This window comes from Nitritalea sp. (assembly GCF_054166705.1).
In genome coordinates this window covers 105,382-118,742 of the sequence record NZ_JBSZCV010000007.1, presented here as the reverse complement: position 1 = coordinate 118,742, position 13,361 = coordinate 105,382, and the positions used below count along the sequence as shown (strand labels likewise).

The 13,361-nt window shown below is 51.7% G+C and carries 16 protein-coding genes; 8 read left to right on the top strand and 8 right to left on the bottom strand.

The genetic code is table 11. From position 1 onward, the window contains the following. Positions 1–180 precede the first annotated feature (180 nt). Positions 181–843, bottom strand: coding sequence for an orotate phosphoribosyltransferase (pyrE, locus tag ACXIT9_RS03845; protein ID WP_458054928.1), 663 nt, complete (start codon positions 841–843; stop codon positions 181–183). 82 nt (positions 844–925) lie between these two features. On the opposite strand from pyrE, the gene ACXIT9_RS03840 reads away from it, so the two are divergent. Next, on the top strand, positions 926–1,609 hold the full coding sequence (locus tag ACXIT9_RS03840) for an NUDIX domain-containing protein (protein ID WP_458054927.1): 684 nt from the start codon (positions 926–928) through the stop codon (positions 1,607–1,609). A gap of 20 nt (positions 1,610–1,629) precedes the next feature. Here the strand turns inward: ACXIT9_RS03840 and coaD are convergent, their stop codons facing one another. The 4 genes from coaD to ACXIT9_RS03820 form a co-directional block, all read right to left on the bottom strand. Then, entirely contained in the window at positions 1,630–2,085 is a 456-nt protein-coding gene (gene coaD, locus ACXIT9_RS03835; RefSeq protein WP_458054926.1) for a pantetheine-phosphate adenylyltransferase, read from the bottom strand. Between the two features lie 15 nt (positions 2,086–2,100). Continuing rightward, positions 2,101–2,844 carry a DUF3822 family protein gene (locus ACXIT9_RS03830; RefSeq protein ID WP_458054930.1) on the bottom strand — a complete coding sequence of 248 codons (744 nt, stop codon included), beginning with the start codon at positions 2,842–2,844 and terminating at the stop codon, positions 2,101–2,103. Positions 2,845–2,928: 84 nt separating this feature from the next. Further along, positions 2,929–3,510 (bottom strand): hypothetical protein, encoded by a 582-nt coding sequence (locus ACXIT9_RS03825; protein WP_458054925.1) that lies wholly within the window; start codon positions 3,508–3,510, stop codon positions 2,929–2,931. Between the two features lie 63 nt (positions 3,511–3,573). Continuing rightward, the gene (locus ACXIT9_RS03820) at positions 3,574–4,065 is read right to left on the bottom strand and encodes an NUDIX domain-containing protein (RefSeq protein ID WP_458054924.1); all 492 of its coding nucleotides are present in this window, start codon (positions 4,063–4,065) and stop codon (positions 3,574–3,576) included. 35 nt (positions 4,066–4,100) lie between these two features. Here ACXIT9_RS03820 and ACXIT9_RS03815 point away from each other — a divergent pair, with 35 nt between their 5' ends. Beyond that, positions 4,101–5,564, top strand: a complete 1,464-nt coding sequence (locus ACXIT9_RS03815) for an ATP-dependent DNA helicase (RefSeq protein ID WP_458054923.1) — start codon at positions 4,101–4,103, stop codon at positions 5,562–5,564. Positions 5,565–5,653: 89 nt separating this feature from the next. Next, a complete protein-coding gene (locus ACXIT9_RS03810; protein ID WP_458054922.1) occupies positions 5,654–6,040 on the top strand; it encodes a DUF1573 domain-containing protein in 387 nt (128 codons plus the stop codon). A gap of 112 nt (positions 6,041–6,152) precedes the next feature. Here the strand turns inward: ACXIT9_RS03810 and ACXIT9_RS03805 are convergent, their stop codons facing one another. The 3 genes from ACXIT9_RS03805 to ACXIT9_RS03795 all read right to left on the bottom strand — a co-directional run bounded on the left by ACXIT9_RS03805 (position 6,153) and on the right by ACXIT9_RS03795 (position 9,029). Then, the gene (locus ACXIT9_RS03805) at positions 6,153–6,779 is read right to left on the bottom strand and encodes a DUF6992 family protein (protein ID WP_458054921.1); all 627 of its coding nucleotides are present in this window, start codon (positions 6,777–6,779) and stop codon (positions 6,153–6,155) included. A gap of 67 nt (positions 6,780–6,846) precedes the next feature. Continuing rightward, positions 6,847–7,491, bottom strand: coding sequence for a LysE family translocator (locus tag ACXIT9_RS03800; RefSeq protein ID WP_458054920.1), 645 nt, complete (start codon positions 7,489–7,491; stop codon positions 6,847–6,849). Then, positions 7,488–9,029, bottom strand: a complete 1,542-nt coding sequence (locus ACXIT9_RS03795) for a GH3 family domain-containing protein (RefSeq protein WP_458054919.1) — start codon at positions 9,027–9,029, stop codon at positions 7,488–7,490. Before ACXIT9_RS03795 ends, ACXIT9_RS03800 begins: the two co-directional genes overlap by 4 nt. A 42-nt stretch (positions 9,030–9,071) precedes the next feature. Between ACXIT9_RS03795 and ACXIT9_RS03790 the strand changes: the two genes are divergently transcribed. The 5 genes from ACXIT9_RS03790 (at position 9,072) to ACXIT9_RS03770 (ending at position 13,308) form a co-directional block, all read left to right on the top strand. Continuing rightward, positions 9,072–9,740 (top strand): YggS family pyridoxal phosphate-dependent enzyme, encoded by a 669-nt coding sequence (locus ACXIT9_RS03790; protein WP_458054918.1) that lies wholly within the window; start codon positions 9,072–9,074, stop codon positions 9,738–9,740. Between the two features lie 27 nt (positions 9,741–9,767). Then, positions 9,768–10,142: a DUF423 domain-containing protein gene (locus tag ACXIT9_RS03785; RefSeq protein WP_458054917.1), complete on the top strand. Its 375-nt coding sequence runs from the start codon at positions 9,768–9,770 to the stop codon at positions 10,140–10,142. 1 nt (position 10,143) lies between these two features. Next, a complete protein-coding gene (locus ACXIT9_RS03780) occupies positions 10,144–11,454 on the top strand; it encodes a D-alanyl-D-alanine carboxypeptidase (protein ID WP_458054916.1) in 1,311 nt (436 codons plus the stop codon). Between the two features lie 85 nt (positions 11,455–11,539). Beyond that, positions 11,540–12,586 (top strand): S66 peptidase family protein, encoded by a 1,047-nt coding sequence (locus ACXIT9_RS03775; protein ID WP_458054915.1) that lies wholly within the window; start codon positions 11,540–11,542, stop codon positions 12,584–12,586. Continuing rightward, positions 12,583–13,308 (top strand): SGNH/GDSL hydrolase family protein, encoded by a 726-nt coding sequence (locus tag ACXIT9_RS03770; protein ID WP_458054914.1) that lies wholly within the window; start codon positions 12,583–12,585, stop codon positions 13,306–13,308. Before ACXIT9_RS03775 ends, ACXIT9_RS03770 begins: the two co-directional genes overlap by 4 nt. Positions 13,309–13,361 lie beyond the last annotated feature (53 nt).

The following is a 13,361-nucleotide window of genomic DNA, read 5'->3' as shown; positions in this document are numbered from 1 at the left end:
TCTAAGGTAGCCATCCACGTCTGTGTCTCAGGAGAACGTAATACCTGACGCACATTTCCTAAGTGATCCCGAACCTCAAATTCCGTAAGCAGCTGCGTGCCTGACTGAAGCATAAAACGGCCCTCCTCATGTCGAAAATGCAGTGCGCTCACTTGCTGTCGAAAGAAGAATTGAACGCTTCTAAATAGGAAAATCCGCTTCTGGAGTGCCCCAGGTTTCTGGGTTTTTTCGCCATTCGACTAGTGAGGCCAGCGCCTCCTCATCGATATAATCATCTGCTAAGGCCTTAGGAAGTAAGTGGGCATAATCGGATAAGCAGAGTAAGGATACTTCCGCGGTTTCAAAGTTCTGCCGTGCCAGCTCAAAGCCATAGGTGAAAATGGCAAGCATCCCCATCACCTCAAATCCAGCCGCTCTTAAATCCTGAACCGCCTTCAAAGAACTCCCGCCTGTGCTCACTAAGTCCTCTACAACTAGGACCCGCTGGCCCGGGGAAATTTTACCCTCGATACTATTGCCCATGCCGTGGCCTTTGGGCTTCGCCCGTACGTAGATGAAAGGCAAGCCTAGCGCATCGGCTACCAGTGCTCCCTGTGGGATGCCCGCTGTAGCGACCCCCGCGATGGCCTCCACCCCTTGAAAAGTTTTGGCAGCCTGAACCAGCTGTTCTTTGATATAGCTGCGGATCTTGGGAAAAGAAAGCGCTCGCCTGTTGTCGCAGTATATAGGAGCCTTCCAACCCGATGCCCAGGTAAAGGGATTTTTTGGCTGTAAGCGTATCGCTTCGATGGATAAAAGTGCCCCAGCAACGCGCGAGGCTACTTCTCTGTCTAAAATTTTCATGATTCAAAATTAACATTTTATCCATTGGAAATTGCAGCGCCTATTTTTTTTATGCATTTTTGAAGGTGTTACCTTTGCGACTATGCGAATTTTTGTAAATGATAAGCCGCTGGACCTGCTGGCGGTCACGGATGTAGAACAGCGCGAACATTTCGATCACGTATACGAAGGAGTAAATCTGCGCGTGGATCAAGTGCTGCTTGAAGACGATGTGCTGATTTTACACCCCTCCCAAACCTGCATCATATCCCTCTTGCAGCGCTTGCGCACGCGAAAACTCACTAAATTAGATCGCATCACCCTAGCGTGGTCGGACAAAACCGCGTTGAAAAAGTTCGTTAAAAGTCGATTCCTAACCATAGAAGCGGCCGGCGGACTCGTCCGCAAAGGAGAGGATCTCCTCTTTATCCATCGACTCGGAAAATGGGATTTGCCAAAAGGCAAATTTGAAAAGGGAGAAAGACCAGTACAATGTGCCATCCGTGAAGTGGAAGAGGAATGTGCTGTCCGCGTAAAGGCTGGGCCACTCATATTGAAGACCTGGCATACCTATACCCAAAACCGTAAAAACATCTTAAAAAAGACCTACTGGTTTGAGATGGAGTGCTTAGACGATCAGCATATGGCTCCCCAAAAAGAGGAAGGCATCGAGGCCATCGCCTGGAAAAATCATGAGGAGGCGAAGCTGGCGCTCATTAATTCCTATCCCTCTATGCGATACCTCTACCAGATGTACGTGAAAAAAGAGCAGGAAGCCACGCGATAAAAGAAGGGGGAGGGACGCCTTTATAAGCTGTATGGCAAATAGTCCTTCACATTTCCTCCGTAACGGTGCACCTCCCGGATGATCGTCGAACTAATGGGGGAAAACTCTGGAGAAGTGATAAGAAAGACCGTTTCGAGCTCTGCATTGAGGTAGCGATTCATTTGACTTATCGTGTTTTCATACTCGAAATCCGTCGTATTCCGCAGGCCTCGAATGATAAAGCGTGCGCCCTCACTTTTCGCTAGGGTAGAGGTGAGTTCATTATACACGATGACGCGCACACGGGGGTCATCTTTGTAAACACTAGAGATCTTTTCTACCATCAGCTCCACATCAAAGTAGCGGTTTTTTTTAGCTGAATTATACCCAATCCCGATGATGATGGCATCAAACAGTTGCAGACTGCGCATGACGATGTCGTGATGGCCCATGGTAAAAGGATCAAAGGATCCCGGAAATAGCGCTATTTTCTTCATGAGGTAGTATTGGGTTTAATGTTTGATTAGACCTTCCAGCGGTAACATGAGCATGTCTAGCTGCATGTCCGGATGCAAGCGGAGGCTTGGCTTGATCGGATCGATAATGAAATTTTTAAAGTATTGCGCTCCCCAGTTTTGATCGATGCTTAGCGCTTGCCTGTTGCCGATAAACGAACAGCGGCACATGAAGCGGTCGAAGTTCAGATGTTCGGCCACACCTAATGCGTACTGTGTGATCTCCGTCCAACTACTGATTGCATACCTGTTGAAGCTTAAAAGCCGCTGGTTGCCGAAGGCCGCGATGTAGATAAATCCGGGATAACTGATCAGGACAAGCTCTTCTTTTAACATCTTGCGTCTTTCTTCTCCCGTGTAGTGTAGCCCACTAAAAGCACCGTGCCAAAATTCCACATCCCACTGTTTGGGTACAGCAGCCACTAGCTCTTGGGGCAAGCTGTAGAGGAGTTGGAGCGACCAAGAAGAAATGCGATCAGCGCGTATGATACACTTCTCCTGAGGGCCACAGGTGGCTTCTAAGAAGGTTTTGTTTCCTTCCGCACCTGCTAAGTGCGCAGGGACCAGAGTGAAATCTGCGCCATGATAAAAGAGGCGAAGACGCAGCTTATCGTGATCGGGAAAGCTAGAGGCGAACTCCTGCAAGAACACCTCTTGTGTCGTGATAGCGTATTTTTCTACGCCACAGACCAGCCCATGCGTCGTGAAGTAAAGCACGAGCGCCTCTTGCGGAAATAGCACTAAATGCAAACGGGAAAACGCTATGTTTTCCCGTTCGTCATGACTATAGGATTGAAATAATTTCTTCACGTCTTTGCGTTAAGCTTACTCCCAGTTACCTGATGTAGAAGTGTCTGTGCGTGAACCTACACGCAGTGCATTTTCTTTATTATTTGCTCTTCTTTTTGGGTTGATCGGATCTGGATCACGAATTTCGAATACCCCGATCTCACGGTTACTTCTTTCGATTTTATCTGCGAAAAACTCGAAAGTCTGGCCACCAGAGCCTGGCACTACATTTAGTGCTTGTAAGTTAAAGTTCGGGTAACGACGCTCATTAAATAAGGAGTCGATTACTTTCACAGACCCTAAGGTGTCGAACGTTACCGTGGTCTCTTCTTTTCCGTATTCCAGTAGTTTCGTCTCCTCGATGCGCTGTACCAACCAAATTTCACCTGACTCGATGAATGCGCGCAGGTCTTCCCAGTTGTCTGCGTACTCATTATTGGTAGCATAATACGCCACTTGAGCATCACGAAGCATCTGAAGTTTTTCGATGATGCGGGCCTCTGTACTTGCGATACGCTTCTCTTCTTGCATTACGTCATCCACAGACTTGTATAGAAGATATCCTAATCCAAAGGAAATCAGCAGCGCTACAAGGGATACAATACGTGTTACGTTCATTTCAAATTAAATTTATGAGGTAAACAAAGGTTGATGGTTTCAATTAAGGTGCTATTTTAGGTATTATTTTTCAAATTTAAAATAACCTTTCCATTTTAGCACATCATTCACCGTTTTTATTCCCCAAAATAACTGATGTACGGCGTCCTGTGGTAAAGCAGCGATTGTTTTCGCATCCATAAACCGTAATTCCTCCAGTAATTGCTCGTTTTCAGGCATCTCAGGGTCTTTGCCCAGCAGGGGCTCCCCCGCCACACGCTCCACCTGGAAGAAGAGCTCTACCGCATGGAGTGGGGGCTCAAGGTATTCATGTACGCCTAAAAAAGCTCCCACACGGACTTTCAAGCCTGTTTCCTCCCAAAATTCGCGGCGCAGGTTTTCACGGGCACTACTCCCGAACTCCATCCCTCCGCCAGGTACATTCCAAAACAGCCGCTCCGACCCCATTCGGTGACAGAGCATAAGGACCTTGCCTTCCTCGATTAGGACCCCATTTACGCGTGTACGCAGCCGATGCCCGAAGGTCTTATCGATTTCATTCTGTATATTTGACATCTTTTGTTGAATCGCCCTAAAAATTTTCCCTTTTCATGGAGGAAAACCCTCGGAACCCGGTAAAAGTTGCACTTCTTCCCCATCTGCTTCGGCAGTTTCCTTTTGCGCCCACGGCGGGGCAGGAAGACTTCTTCCGTCAGATAGCGGCTTTTTTAGAAGGTGCGGCGCTGCGCCAAACTCCCTTTGCGCTCTTTATCCTAAAGGGTTTTGCAGGAACGGGGAAGACCAGTGTGCTCGCGGCACTCGTGCGCGTGTTGCCGAAAATCAACATGCGGGCCTTGCTGCTGGCACCGACAGGAAGAGCCGCCAAGGTGATGGGCAACTACAGCGGGCGCTCCGCCTTTACCATCCATAAAATCATTTATAGGCCCGTAGAAGAAAATACGCCAGGGGAAGGTTTTTTTCTGCTGCAGCGCAATTACTACAAAAACACGCTCTTCATCGTCGATGAGGCTTCCATGCTCGGAGATCAGCTCAGCGCCGCAGCAGGTAATCTACTTCGAGATCTGATTGAATTTGTACAAGACGGGGAGGGGAACCAACTCCTTTTCGTGGGAGACACGGCCCAGCTCCCTCCCGTGGGGAGCACTGAAAGTCCCGGGCTGGATGCAGACTATCTGCGTACGCATTTTCGCCTGCCTGTGGAGGAGGTGCTGCTCACCGAGGTGAAGCGGCAGGCAGAAGCTTCGGGGATCCTGTGGAATGCCACTGCACTGCGCCAGCTTTTACCCCTACCGCATCCAGAAGTTCGCTTCGTGACCAAAGGATTCCCCGACTGTTTTCGCATGACAGGGCAGCGGCTCGAAGATGGCCTGCGCTATGCGTATGAAAAGTATGGCGTGGAGCAGACCATTATCATCACACGCTCGAACCGCGCTGCTGTACAGTATAACGGCTATATCCGTCGGGTTATCCACTTCTTTGAAGAAGAAATCGAAGCGGGTGACTTCTTGATGATCGTGAAAAACAACTATATGTATATGGCCGATTCCGATCAGGTTAATTTCCTGGCAAATGGGGATTTCGTAGAGGTCATGAAAATTCGCGGCTTTGAGACGCAGTATGGCTTGCGTTTTGCTACATTGGAACTTCGTCTTGTAGATTATCCCGAAGAGCCTTATTTCGAAGCAAAGGTGCTGCTCGATGTCTTGGCTAGCCATGCGCCGAGCCTGGAACCCGATGCCTATCGCGCCCTGTATAAGGCAGTGGCCGAAGACTATATGGATGTGGCCTCAAAAGTAGAACGCAGAGACTTGATCCGTAAGGATCCCTTCCTAAATGCGTTACAGGTGAAATTCGCCTATACCCTTACCTGCCATAAAGCGCAGGGCGGGCAGTGGGACGCCGTTTTCGTGGATCAAGGCTTCCTCCCTGAGACCGGCGTGGACCGTGAGTTTATCCGCTGGCTATATACAGCCATCACGCGGGCAAGAAAAGAGTTGTATTTCGTGAATTTCAAACCGGAATTTTTCGGCGGAAGCCCCTCTTCGGAGCCGTAAGAAAGCAGGCATAGAAACTTATTTGAGACTGGCTTCGTTACTTGGGTGAGAGATTTGCACAACATTAAATTACCCATATATTTCCTATCATGAAAAAGTATCTTTTATTTTCAGTGGCTGCCCTCTTTTTACTGTTAGCTGAGGCGCATGCTCAGGCCGATGGTGCTGTCATCACCTTTAAAGAAAAAGAGGTAGACTATGGCGATATCAAACACGGCGAGAAAGTGACGCACGTTTTTACTTTCGAAAACACAGGTAAACAGCCGCTAGTCATTTCGAACGTGGCGGCTTCCTGTGGCTGCACGACCCCTCAGTGGCCGAAAGAGCCGATTCTACCGGGTAAAACTGGTGAAATGAAAGTAGTTTTCGATTCCACAGGGAAGCGCGGTGCGCAAAAAGCAACGGTCCGCATCTATTCAAATGCTACCGAACCGATCGAGCGTATTGCGATTATCACCAATGTGATGACGCGTTAAGCGGCTAAGCAAAAAAATAGGAGCGGGCAGCCTGATGAGGTAGCCCGCTCTTTTTCGTTTAGGTGTGCCCTCCTGACACGTATCCACGCGCGTAGGGAGAAAAATGGGGACTTTAAAATTCCCAAAGAAAGCCTACTTGTCCGCCGCCTACTTGGACCTTTTCGAGTAAGGGATAGAGGGCCTGGGTATTTGCCCGATGAAAGAAGTACTTGATCAAATCAAAGCTAAAGAGAAAGGCACCCTGCAGCATCACCGACTGCCCCCATCCCTGCAGGCGTGGCTGTTCCCGCCGCTGACCTCGCTCGATGAGGTAAAGCCCTCCTACCATGTAACCCACGTCGAGGGCAGCATTTACTAACAACACCTTTTCTATGCTATGCTGCTCCTGCAGCGACAGCAGCAAGCTCCCCCCATCTGAGGCACGCGTGGCGCTGTAGTATCCCACACCCGCGATGGCTAGGTTAACGGCATTCCACCCGATATTCATTTCATGGAAGCCGCGCACGCGACCGCTGGTACTGCCGAGCTGGCTTGCCCCCCATGCCATATTACCGATGGCCCAGCTCCCCAGGATGAGCATGCCTTGTTTATTGTAGCGCTGTCTTTTCAGGTCGATGGATTGGATTAGGTCTGTCTGTTCAGGGGATTGCGCCAAGCAGAGAGGCAGGCTGCCAAAAAAGAGGAGGGAGACAAGCAGGAGGCCCGTTAGCCAAGTGGGGGTAGGGAATAGGGTGTGCATGTGGATATAACAGGCTGGTCGATGGATTTGTTGGCAGTGTAGGGAAGCATGCAGCTAATTTTGCCCCTCAGGGCGTAATCTCCAGCAGCCCCTGTTTCTGGTAAGCGAACCAGAAGAGGCGCAGCGCAAAGCCCAGCATCCCGATGGCCACGGCCTTATTGAGCAGCAGCATGCGCGCCTCATTCAGGAAGGGGCTCAGCCGTTTGGCCGCAAAGGCTTTCAGCAGGTCGATGCTAAAAACGGTGCCTAGGATGGCACTGTAGTAGGCGGTAGTATCTAGTGGGCTTTTGTCTTTTAGATGCAGGAATCCTGCGATGGACAACCAAAAAAGGAGTACAAAGGGATTAATGCCATTTACCCCGAAGCCTTTCAGCAAAGCACTTTTTTTACTGCTGCTTCTAGGTAGTAGTCCACCACTATTCGGTCGAGGGGAGCTTTTTTTCCACCAGGCGCTCAGCGCAAAGCCCAGCAGGACAAGGGCTCCTCCATAACCCAGGCCCACCTCCAGATAAGGGTTTTCTTGTAGGCGGGAGACCCCCCAGTAGGTGGTCAGGACATAGATTAAATCGGAAAGCAAAATGCCCGTAGCCACTAGGGCGGCATAGCGGAAGCCTTTCGTTAGGCTGCTCTGCAGCAAGGTGAAAAATACGGGGCCGATCATGGAGGAGAGCACCAGGCCCATGAGGAGCCCTTCCTGTAAGGACTGGATCATTTCGTTCCTTGGATAAATGCCTCCCAGGCGCTGGCCTTCTCTCCTTTTAAGACACGTGGAAATTTATTTTGTCCCCCTTCTTTGCCCTGCGCCCGCATGTGAGCATAGAAGATTTCAGGGGGAAGGATATGTACATATATCGCTTTCAGCGCATGGGCTCGCTCTACAGCATAGTCATCGTTACAAGCTTTAAGTGCCGCATCTAAGGTCTCCGCGACCTGTTGCTCATCCACCGTATCGCTACTGCCGATGTACCAGTGATGGGCGAAAAGATTGCCCTCAGGCTTCCCGATAACTGTAAATTCACGGATGTGGAGGTCCAGTTTTTCTTCCAGCGCCCGGATCCCCTGGTTCATGTTGTCCACCGACAGATGCTCCCCACAAAGGGAAAGAAAATGCTTGGTGCGGCCCACTATACGGATTTCTGCCTCTTTCACCTGGTCGAATGCGATCACATCTCCGATCAGGTACCTCCAGGCACCTGCACAGGTGCTAATCAAAAGTGCGTAGGGCTTGCCGGGCTCCACCTCCTGAAGGGTAAGCGCCTCTGCTTCGGGCAGGAGCTGACCGTCGGCATCGAAATTTTTCTGGTCGAAAGGGATAAATTCGTAATAAATACCATTATTTAAAAGCAGGCGCATGCTCGGGGCGAACGGTTTGGCCTGAAAGGCCAAAAATCCCTCAGAGGCCAGGTAGGTTTCCATGTAAATCAGCGGCCTGCCGAGGAGCTTTTCGAAACTTTTTTTATAAGGGCTAAAAGAAACTCCGCCATGCACGAAGATTTGTAGATTGGGCCAGATGTCGTGGATATGGTTTACTTGGTAGTGCTGGATGATTTTTTCCATCAGGATCTGCAGCCATGCAGGCACCCCGACGATGATGCCGATGTCCCACTTGGGCGCCATTTCGACGATTTGATCTAGCTTCTCCCCCCAGTTTTTCTGGCGGGAGATCGTTTTTCCAGGCTTGTAAAAGCGCTGAAACCAGATGGGCAGTCTGCCAGCGGTAATGCCACTTAGGTCGCCGGAGAAATAGGTGCCGTTAAATTCCAGGTCGGTGCTGCCTCCGAGCATCAGGATTCCCTTCGTGAAGAGGCTGTCAGGCAGCTCGTATTTCGAGAGGCTGAGCATCTGCCGGATGCCGCCCTTGCGGATAGCCTTCACCATGGCGCTGGTAATGGGGATATACTTAGAGCTCGCGCCGGAAGTGCCGCTGCTGAGTGCAAAATAGCGGGTGCGGCCAGGCCAGGTGATGTTTTTTTCTCCCGCCTGCTGCCGCTGCCACCAGCCGGCATAGAGGCTTTCGTAGTCGTGCATCGGCACCTGCTGGCGGAATAGCGCTAAGGCCTCCTGCTCGTTTTGGCGAAATTTTTTTAGAATAGGGAGGAAGCCATACCTTTGGCCGAAGGCCGTCTTGCGCGCGCGCAAAAGCAGTTTCTGAAGCTCCTGCGCCTGCAGATCTGCCGGATTTGTGTATTCCTGCACCAGTGAATCGCGTAAACGAATGCCTTTTTTTAGTAATGTCCCTAATATCGCCATATCTTTGTGTGTAGTAGCTGTTCGAATTCCAAAATTATAAGAATGAGCATCAAAGAAAACCTTTCCAACCTTAAAAATTCTTTTCTACATCCAGATTGTACCCTAGTGGCGGTTTCGAAAACCAAGCCAGTGGAAGCCATACAGGAAGCATATGCAGCCGGCATTCGGGATTTCGGGGAGAATAAAGTGCAGGAGTTAATGGAGAAAGCGCCACAATTGCCCCCAGATATTCGCTGGCACATGATCGGGCATCTGCAGCGGAATAAGGTCAAATATCTCACAGATACGGTGCACCTGATTCATGGGGTAGACTCGATGCGGCTGCTGCGGGAGATCGAAAAGCAGGGGGCGAAGGCAGACCGTGTGCTGCAGGTGCTGCTGCAGGTGCATATCGCCGAAGAAGACAGTAAGTTTGGCTTTGATGCCGAGGAGCTAGAGGAGGCGCTGCTGAGTGAAGAGCTGGCGGCTTATCGCCACGTGCGGGTATGCGGTCTGATGGGCATGGCCACGTTCACGGACGATGAGACGCAGGTAAGTCGGGAATTTGAAGGACTTAAGCGACTTTTTGACCACTGCAGGGCACTGTCCCTGCCGGAGCATGTGCAGCTAGAGACGCTGAGCATGGGCATGAGCGGAGATTATCTTCTCGCCCAAAAGGCGGGCTCCACGATGGTGCGCATCGGAAGTGCTATTTTTGGCGCGCGCGCCTAAACTTGTTTAACCGTTTAATTCATCACTATGCAAGGGAATACCATTCTCCAAATCGCAGCTTTTTCGGGTGCGCTGGCAGTAGGTGTCGGTGCCTTCGGAGCACATGGGCTGGCTGAGACGCTGGCCGCTAATGGCCGCACAGCCACCTTTGAGACAGCTGTGCTGTATCATTTCTTCCATACCTTAGCCCTGCTGCTGGTGGGGGCAGTCGCGCTTATCCGCCCAGAACACTCATTTAAGGGGGTGGCCATCGCCTTTCTGCTGGGGATATTGATTTTTTCTGGTTCTTTGTATGTGTTGGCGGTGTTCAACTTGCCCTTTTTAGGCGCCATCACTCCTTTTGGCGGGGTGGCCTTTATCGTCGGTTGGGTGCTGTTGGCCCTAAAAATGCGAGGGAAATAGGATGAGGAAATGGTTTTTACTGGCACTTGCCAGTCTTTTTTGGCAGGGGACAGGGCTGCTCGCGCAGCAATTTTCCGGTCAGCAACTCACCCGCTATCAGCAGCTGAATGAGCTGCTCGGCCCCACCTCCTTTTTCGACAATCACCTGAGCGGATTTATGCTCTTCGACCCGGATAGCATGCGCCTGATTTTCGAAAAAAATAGCCACATGCACTTTTTACCCGCCTCTACCACCAAGCTGCTTACCTTTTATGCCTCGCTGGTGGCGCTGAAGGAGGCCCCCGCCCACCTGCGCTATCAGGAGCTGGACGCAGAAACACTGCAGATCTGGGGGACAGGCTCACCCGTTTGGAAGTACGGCACGCTGCCGCAGCCCCCGATCGATGCTTTACTAAAAAAATACCGCGTGATTTATTTTTCCTCGGCCAACTGGAAAAGTACGGCTTTCGGATACGGCTGGCAATGGGACGACTATGTATATGCCTACTCGGCGGAGCGCTCCCCGCTGCCGGTTTACGGAAACGTGGTCTCCTTCCTGAACCAAAACCAGCGACCACGGCCCCGCTTTAATGTTTTCCAAGACTTTATGGCGACGACCACAGAGCCGATACGGAACGTGCGGCGTGATTTTCATCGCAATCGTTTCGTGTATAACCCGAGCCTGTACAATCATCCTGGCCCTCTGCTTCCCTTTATTACCTCGGATTCACTCACCGTGCGGCTTTTGGCCTCCATCACCGAGCGGGAGGTACGCTTGAACCAGGCCCCTTTGCCGGCAGGCCACCAGGTGCTGCGCCATGGCGACCTGCAGCGGGTATGGAAAGATATTTTACAGGAGAGCGATAATTTTCTCGCCGAGCAGCTCCTGCTGATGATAGGGGACGCACTCTTCGGGGAGCTGGATGATGAAAAAGCCATCGCGGCCATCACGAAGACCTTTCTTTGGGACCTGCCCGACCCACCCAAGTGGGTAGACGGTAGCGGGCTGTCCCGGCATAATCTGGTGACGCCGCGCAGTATGATCGCCCTGCTGCAGAAGATCGAGGAGCAGATGCCGCGTCAGCAGGTGCTGGAGCTGCTCCCGAAGGGCGGCGTGAATGGCACGCTGAAGTTCAACTACAACGGTCCGCGGCCCTATGTGATCGGTAAAACGGGGACAGTGAGCAATCATCATTCCCTGGTGGGCTATATCCGCACGAATCAGGACCGCTACCTCATGTTCGCGTTCATGCATAATAATTATAGGGTGACGGCCTCAGAGGTGCGGCGAGAAATGGAAAAAGTGTTGCGCTTTATCCGAGATAATTATTAATTTTATCACTGCCACTGAGGTTTTTTGGCCATGGGCCAAAGCCTTTTTCTCGAAGAGACCTCATGGCTGAGCAACCAGACAGGATATGCAGAAAAGAACTTTTTTAAAGAAGAGTGTACTGGGCCTGGCAGGCCTGCCCCTGCTAATGGGGACTAGCCTGAAGGATGGTCTTCAGGGTGGGAGTTCTACCCCGCTGCAGCCACGCTTGGCACCAGGAGATACGATCGGCTTAATTAGTCCCTCATCGGCCTCTACCCCACGGATGAATTTTGTCCTCGCGCAGGAAACCCTAGAGGCGCTCGGCTTTCGGGTGAAGATGGGAACGCATGTGCAGGCACGTCGCGGGCACCTCGCCGGCACCGATGCGGAGAAGTTGGCCGACCTCCATGCCCTGTATGCCGATCCCGAAGTGAAGGCTATCATGGCCATGCGTGGTGGCTCGGGCGCGGCGCGTCTGCTAGCCGATATCGATTATGCATTGATTCGGGCCAACCCCAAGCCGCTGATCGGCTACTCAGACATTACGGCGCTGCACTGCGCCATTTATAGCCAGACGGGGCAGCTGAGCTTTCATGGGCCGAATGCCACGGGTAGCTGGAATGCCTTTAACGTGGAGCAGTTCCGACGCACTTTCCTAGCCGATGGCCCTATTATACTGGAAAATGAGCAGCAGACAGGCGATGACCTGATCGTGAAGCAAAACCGCATCGAAACCCTGGTTCCGGGACAGGCACGGGGCAAGTTGCTCGGCGGCAATCTCACCGTCCTGGCCGCCCTTTCAGGAACGCCTTACTATCCGGATTTTAGTGGCAGCATCTTGTTTTTAGAGGAAATCGGAGAGGATCCGTATAAGTTGGACCGCCTGTTTTCTACGCTCAAGCTGAACGGTACGCTGGCTCAGATCCGTGGTTTCGTGTTCGGGCAGTGCACCTCCTGCGACCCGAGTGGTGGCTATGGAAGTTTGACTTTAGATGAAATTTTAGACGATTATATTTTGCCCCTCGGGGTGCCTGCCTACCGGGGCGCCATGATCGGGCATGTGAACAAACAGTTTTTCATCCCCCTCGGAGCTGAGGCATCCCTCGACGCCGATCGGGGAACCTTAACCCTTTCAAGCCCTTTATTTCTATGATGTCTTTCACCCGTTTACATCACCTTGGGTGGATGGGACTTGTGCTATTGGCCAGTCTTTCTGCCTGTAAAACCACACAATCCACACGTATGCAGAGCGATTCTTTATCTTATTTGGCTTTAGGGGATTCCTATACTATCGGCGAGGGTGTAGGCCCTATGGATACGTATCCAGAGCAGCTTCGCGCCTTGCTGTCGGTGGAAAAAATTAAGCTGGCAGCACCTCTGATCATCGCGCGCACAGGCTGGACCACGGATGAGCTTAGCGCGGGCATCGATGAGGCCGAAATCGCGGGGCAGACCTATTCCTTGGTGACGCTTTTAATTGGGGTCAACAATCAGTATCGCGGTCGTGCGGTGGAGGACTATGCGCGGGATTTTGATCTGCTGCTGGACCGGGCCATCGCTTTTGCGGGTGGCCGTCAGGAGCGCGTTTTCGTGCTCTCCATACCGGACTGGGGAGTGACTCCTTTCGCCGAAGAGCGCGCGGTAGATGCTGAGGCGGTGGCAGCAGCCATTGATGCCTATAATGCGCAGAAACGTGCCATTTGCGCCGAAAAGGGCGTTCATTTTACCGATATTACAGAAACCTATCGACAGATAGGAGCAGAGGTGCCCGCATTGGTGTCGGATAAGCTCCATCCCAGTGCGCTGGTGTATGCCCGCTGGGCAAAGGCCCTGGTAGACCCAGTGGCTGCGGTCTTGCGTGGGCAGCAGCAGTAGGGGAGCCCGTAAGGTAATTAAGCATTAAGGAGAGCTTCGGACTAGCTCCAGCA

Coding starts and splice junctions, on each gene's coding strand:
- ACXIT9_RS03795 (WP_458054919.1), bottom strand. CDS start 9,029: ATGGCGATATTAGGGACATTACTAAAAAAAGGCATTCGTTTACGCGAT.
- ACXIT9_RS03780 (WP_458054916.1), top strand. CDS start 10,144: ATGAGGAAATGGTTTTTACTGGCACTTGCCAGTCTTTTTTGGCAGGGG.
- ACXIT9_RS03790 (WP_458054918.1), top strand. CDS start 9,072: ATGAGCATCAAAGAAAACCTTTCCAACCTTAAAAATTCTTTTCTACAT.
- ACXIT9_RS03805 (WP_458054921.1), bottom strand. CDS start 6,779: ATGCACACCCTATTCCCTACCCCCACTTGGCTAACGGGCCTCCTGCTT.
- ACXIT9_RS03820 (WP_458054924.1), bottom strand. CDS start 4,065: ATGTCAAATATACAGAATGAAATCGATAAGACCTTCGGGCATCGGCTG.
- ACXIT9_RS03770 (WP_458054914.1), top strand. CDS start 12,583: ATGATGTCTTTCACCCGTTTACATCACCTTGGGTGGATGGGACTTGTG.
- ACXIT9_RS03840 (WP_458054927.1), top strand. CDS start 926: ATGCGAATTTTTGTAAATGATAAGCCGCTGGACCTGCTGGCGGTCACG.
- ACXIT9_RS03810 (WP_458054922.1), top strand. CDS start 5,654: ATGAAAAAGTATCTTTTATTTTCAGTGGCTGCCCTCTTTTTACTGTTA.
- coaD (WP_458054926.1), bottom strand. CDS start 2,085: ATGAAGAAAATAGCGCTATTTCCGGGATCCTTTGATCCTTTTACCATG.
- pyrE (WP_458054928.1), bottom strand. CDS start 843: ATGAAAATTTTAGACAGAGAAGTAGCCTCGCGCGTTGCTGGGGCACTT.
- ACXIT9_RS03785 (WP_458054917.1), top strand. CDS start 9,768: ATGCAAGGGAATACCATTCTCCAAATCGCAGCTTTTTCGGGTGCGCTG.
- ACXIT9_RS03815 (WP_458054923.1), top strand. CDS start 4,101: ATGGAGGAAAACCCTCGGAACCCGGTAAAAGTTGCACTTCTTCCCCAT.
- ACXIT9_RS03825 (WP_458054925.1), bottom strand. CDS start 3,510: ATGAACGTAACACGTATTGTATCCCTTGTAGCGCTGCTGATTTCCTTT.
- ACXIT9_RS03775 (WP_458054915.1), top strand. CDS start 11,540: ATGCAGAAAAGAACTTTTTTAAAGAAGAGTGTACTGGGCCTGGCAGGC.
- ACXIT9_RS03800 (WP_458054920.1), bottom strand. CDS start 7,491: ATGATCCAGTCCTTACAGGAAGGGCTCCTCATGGGCCTGGTGCTCTCC.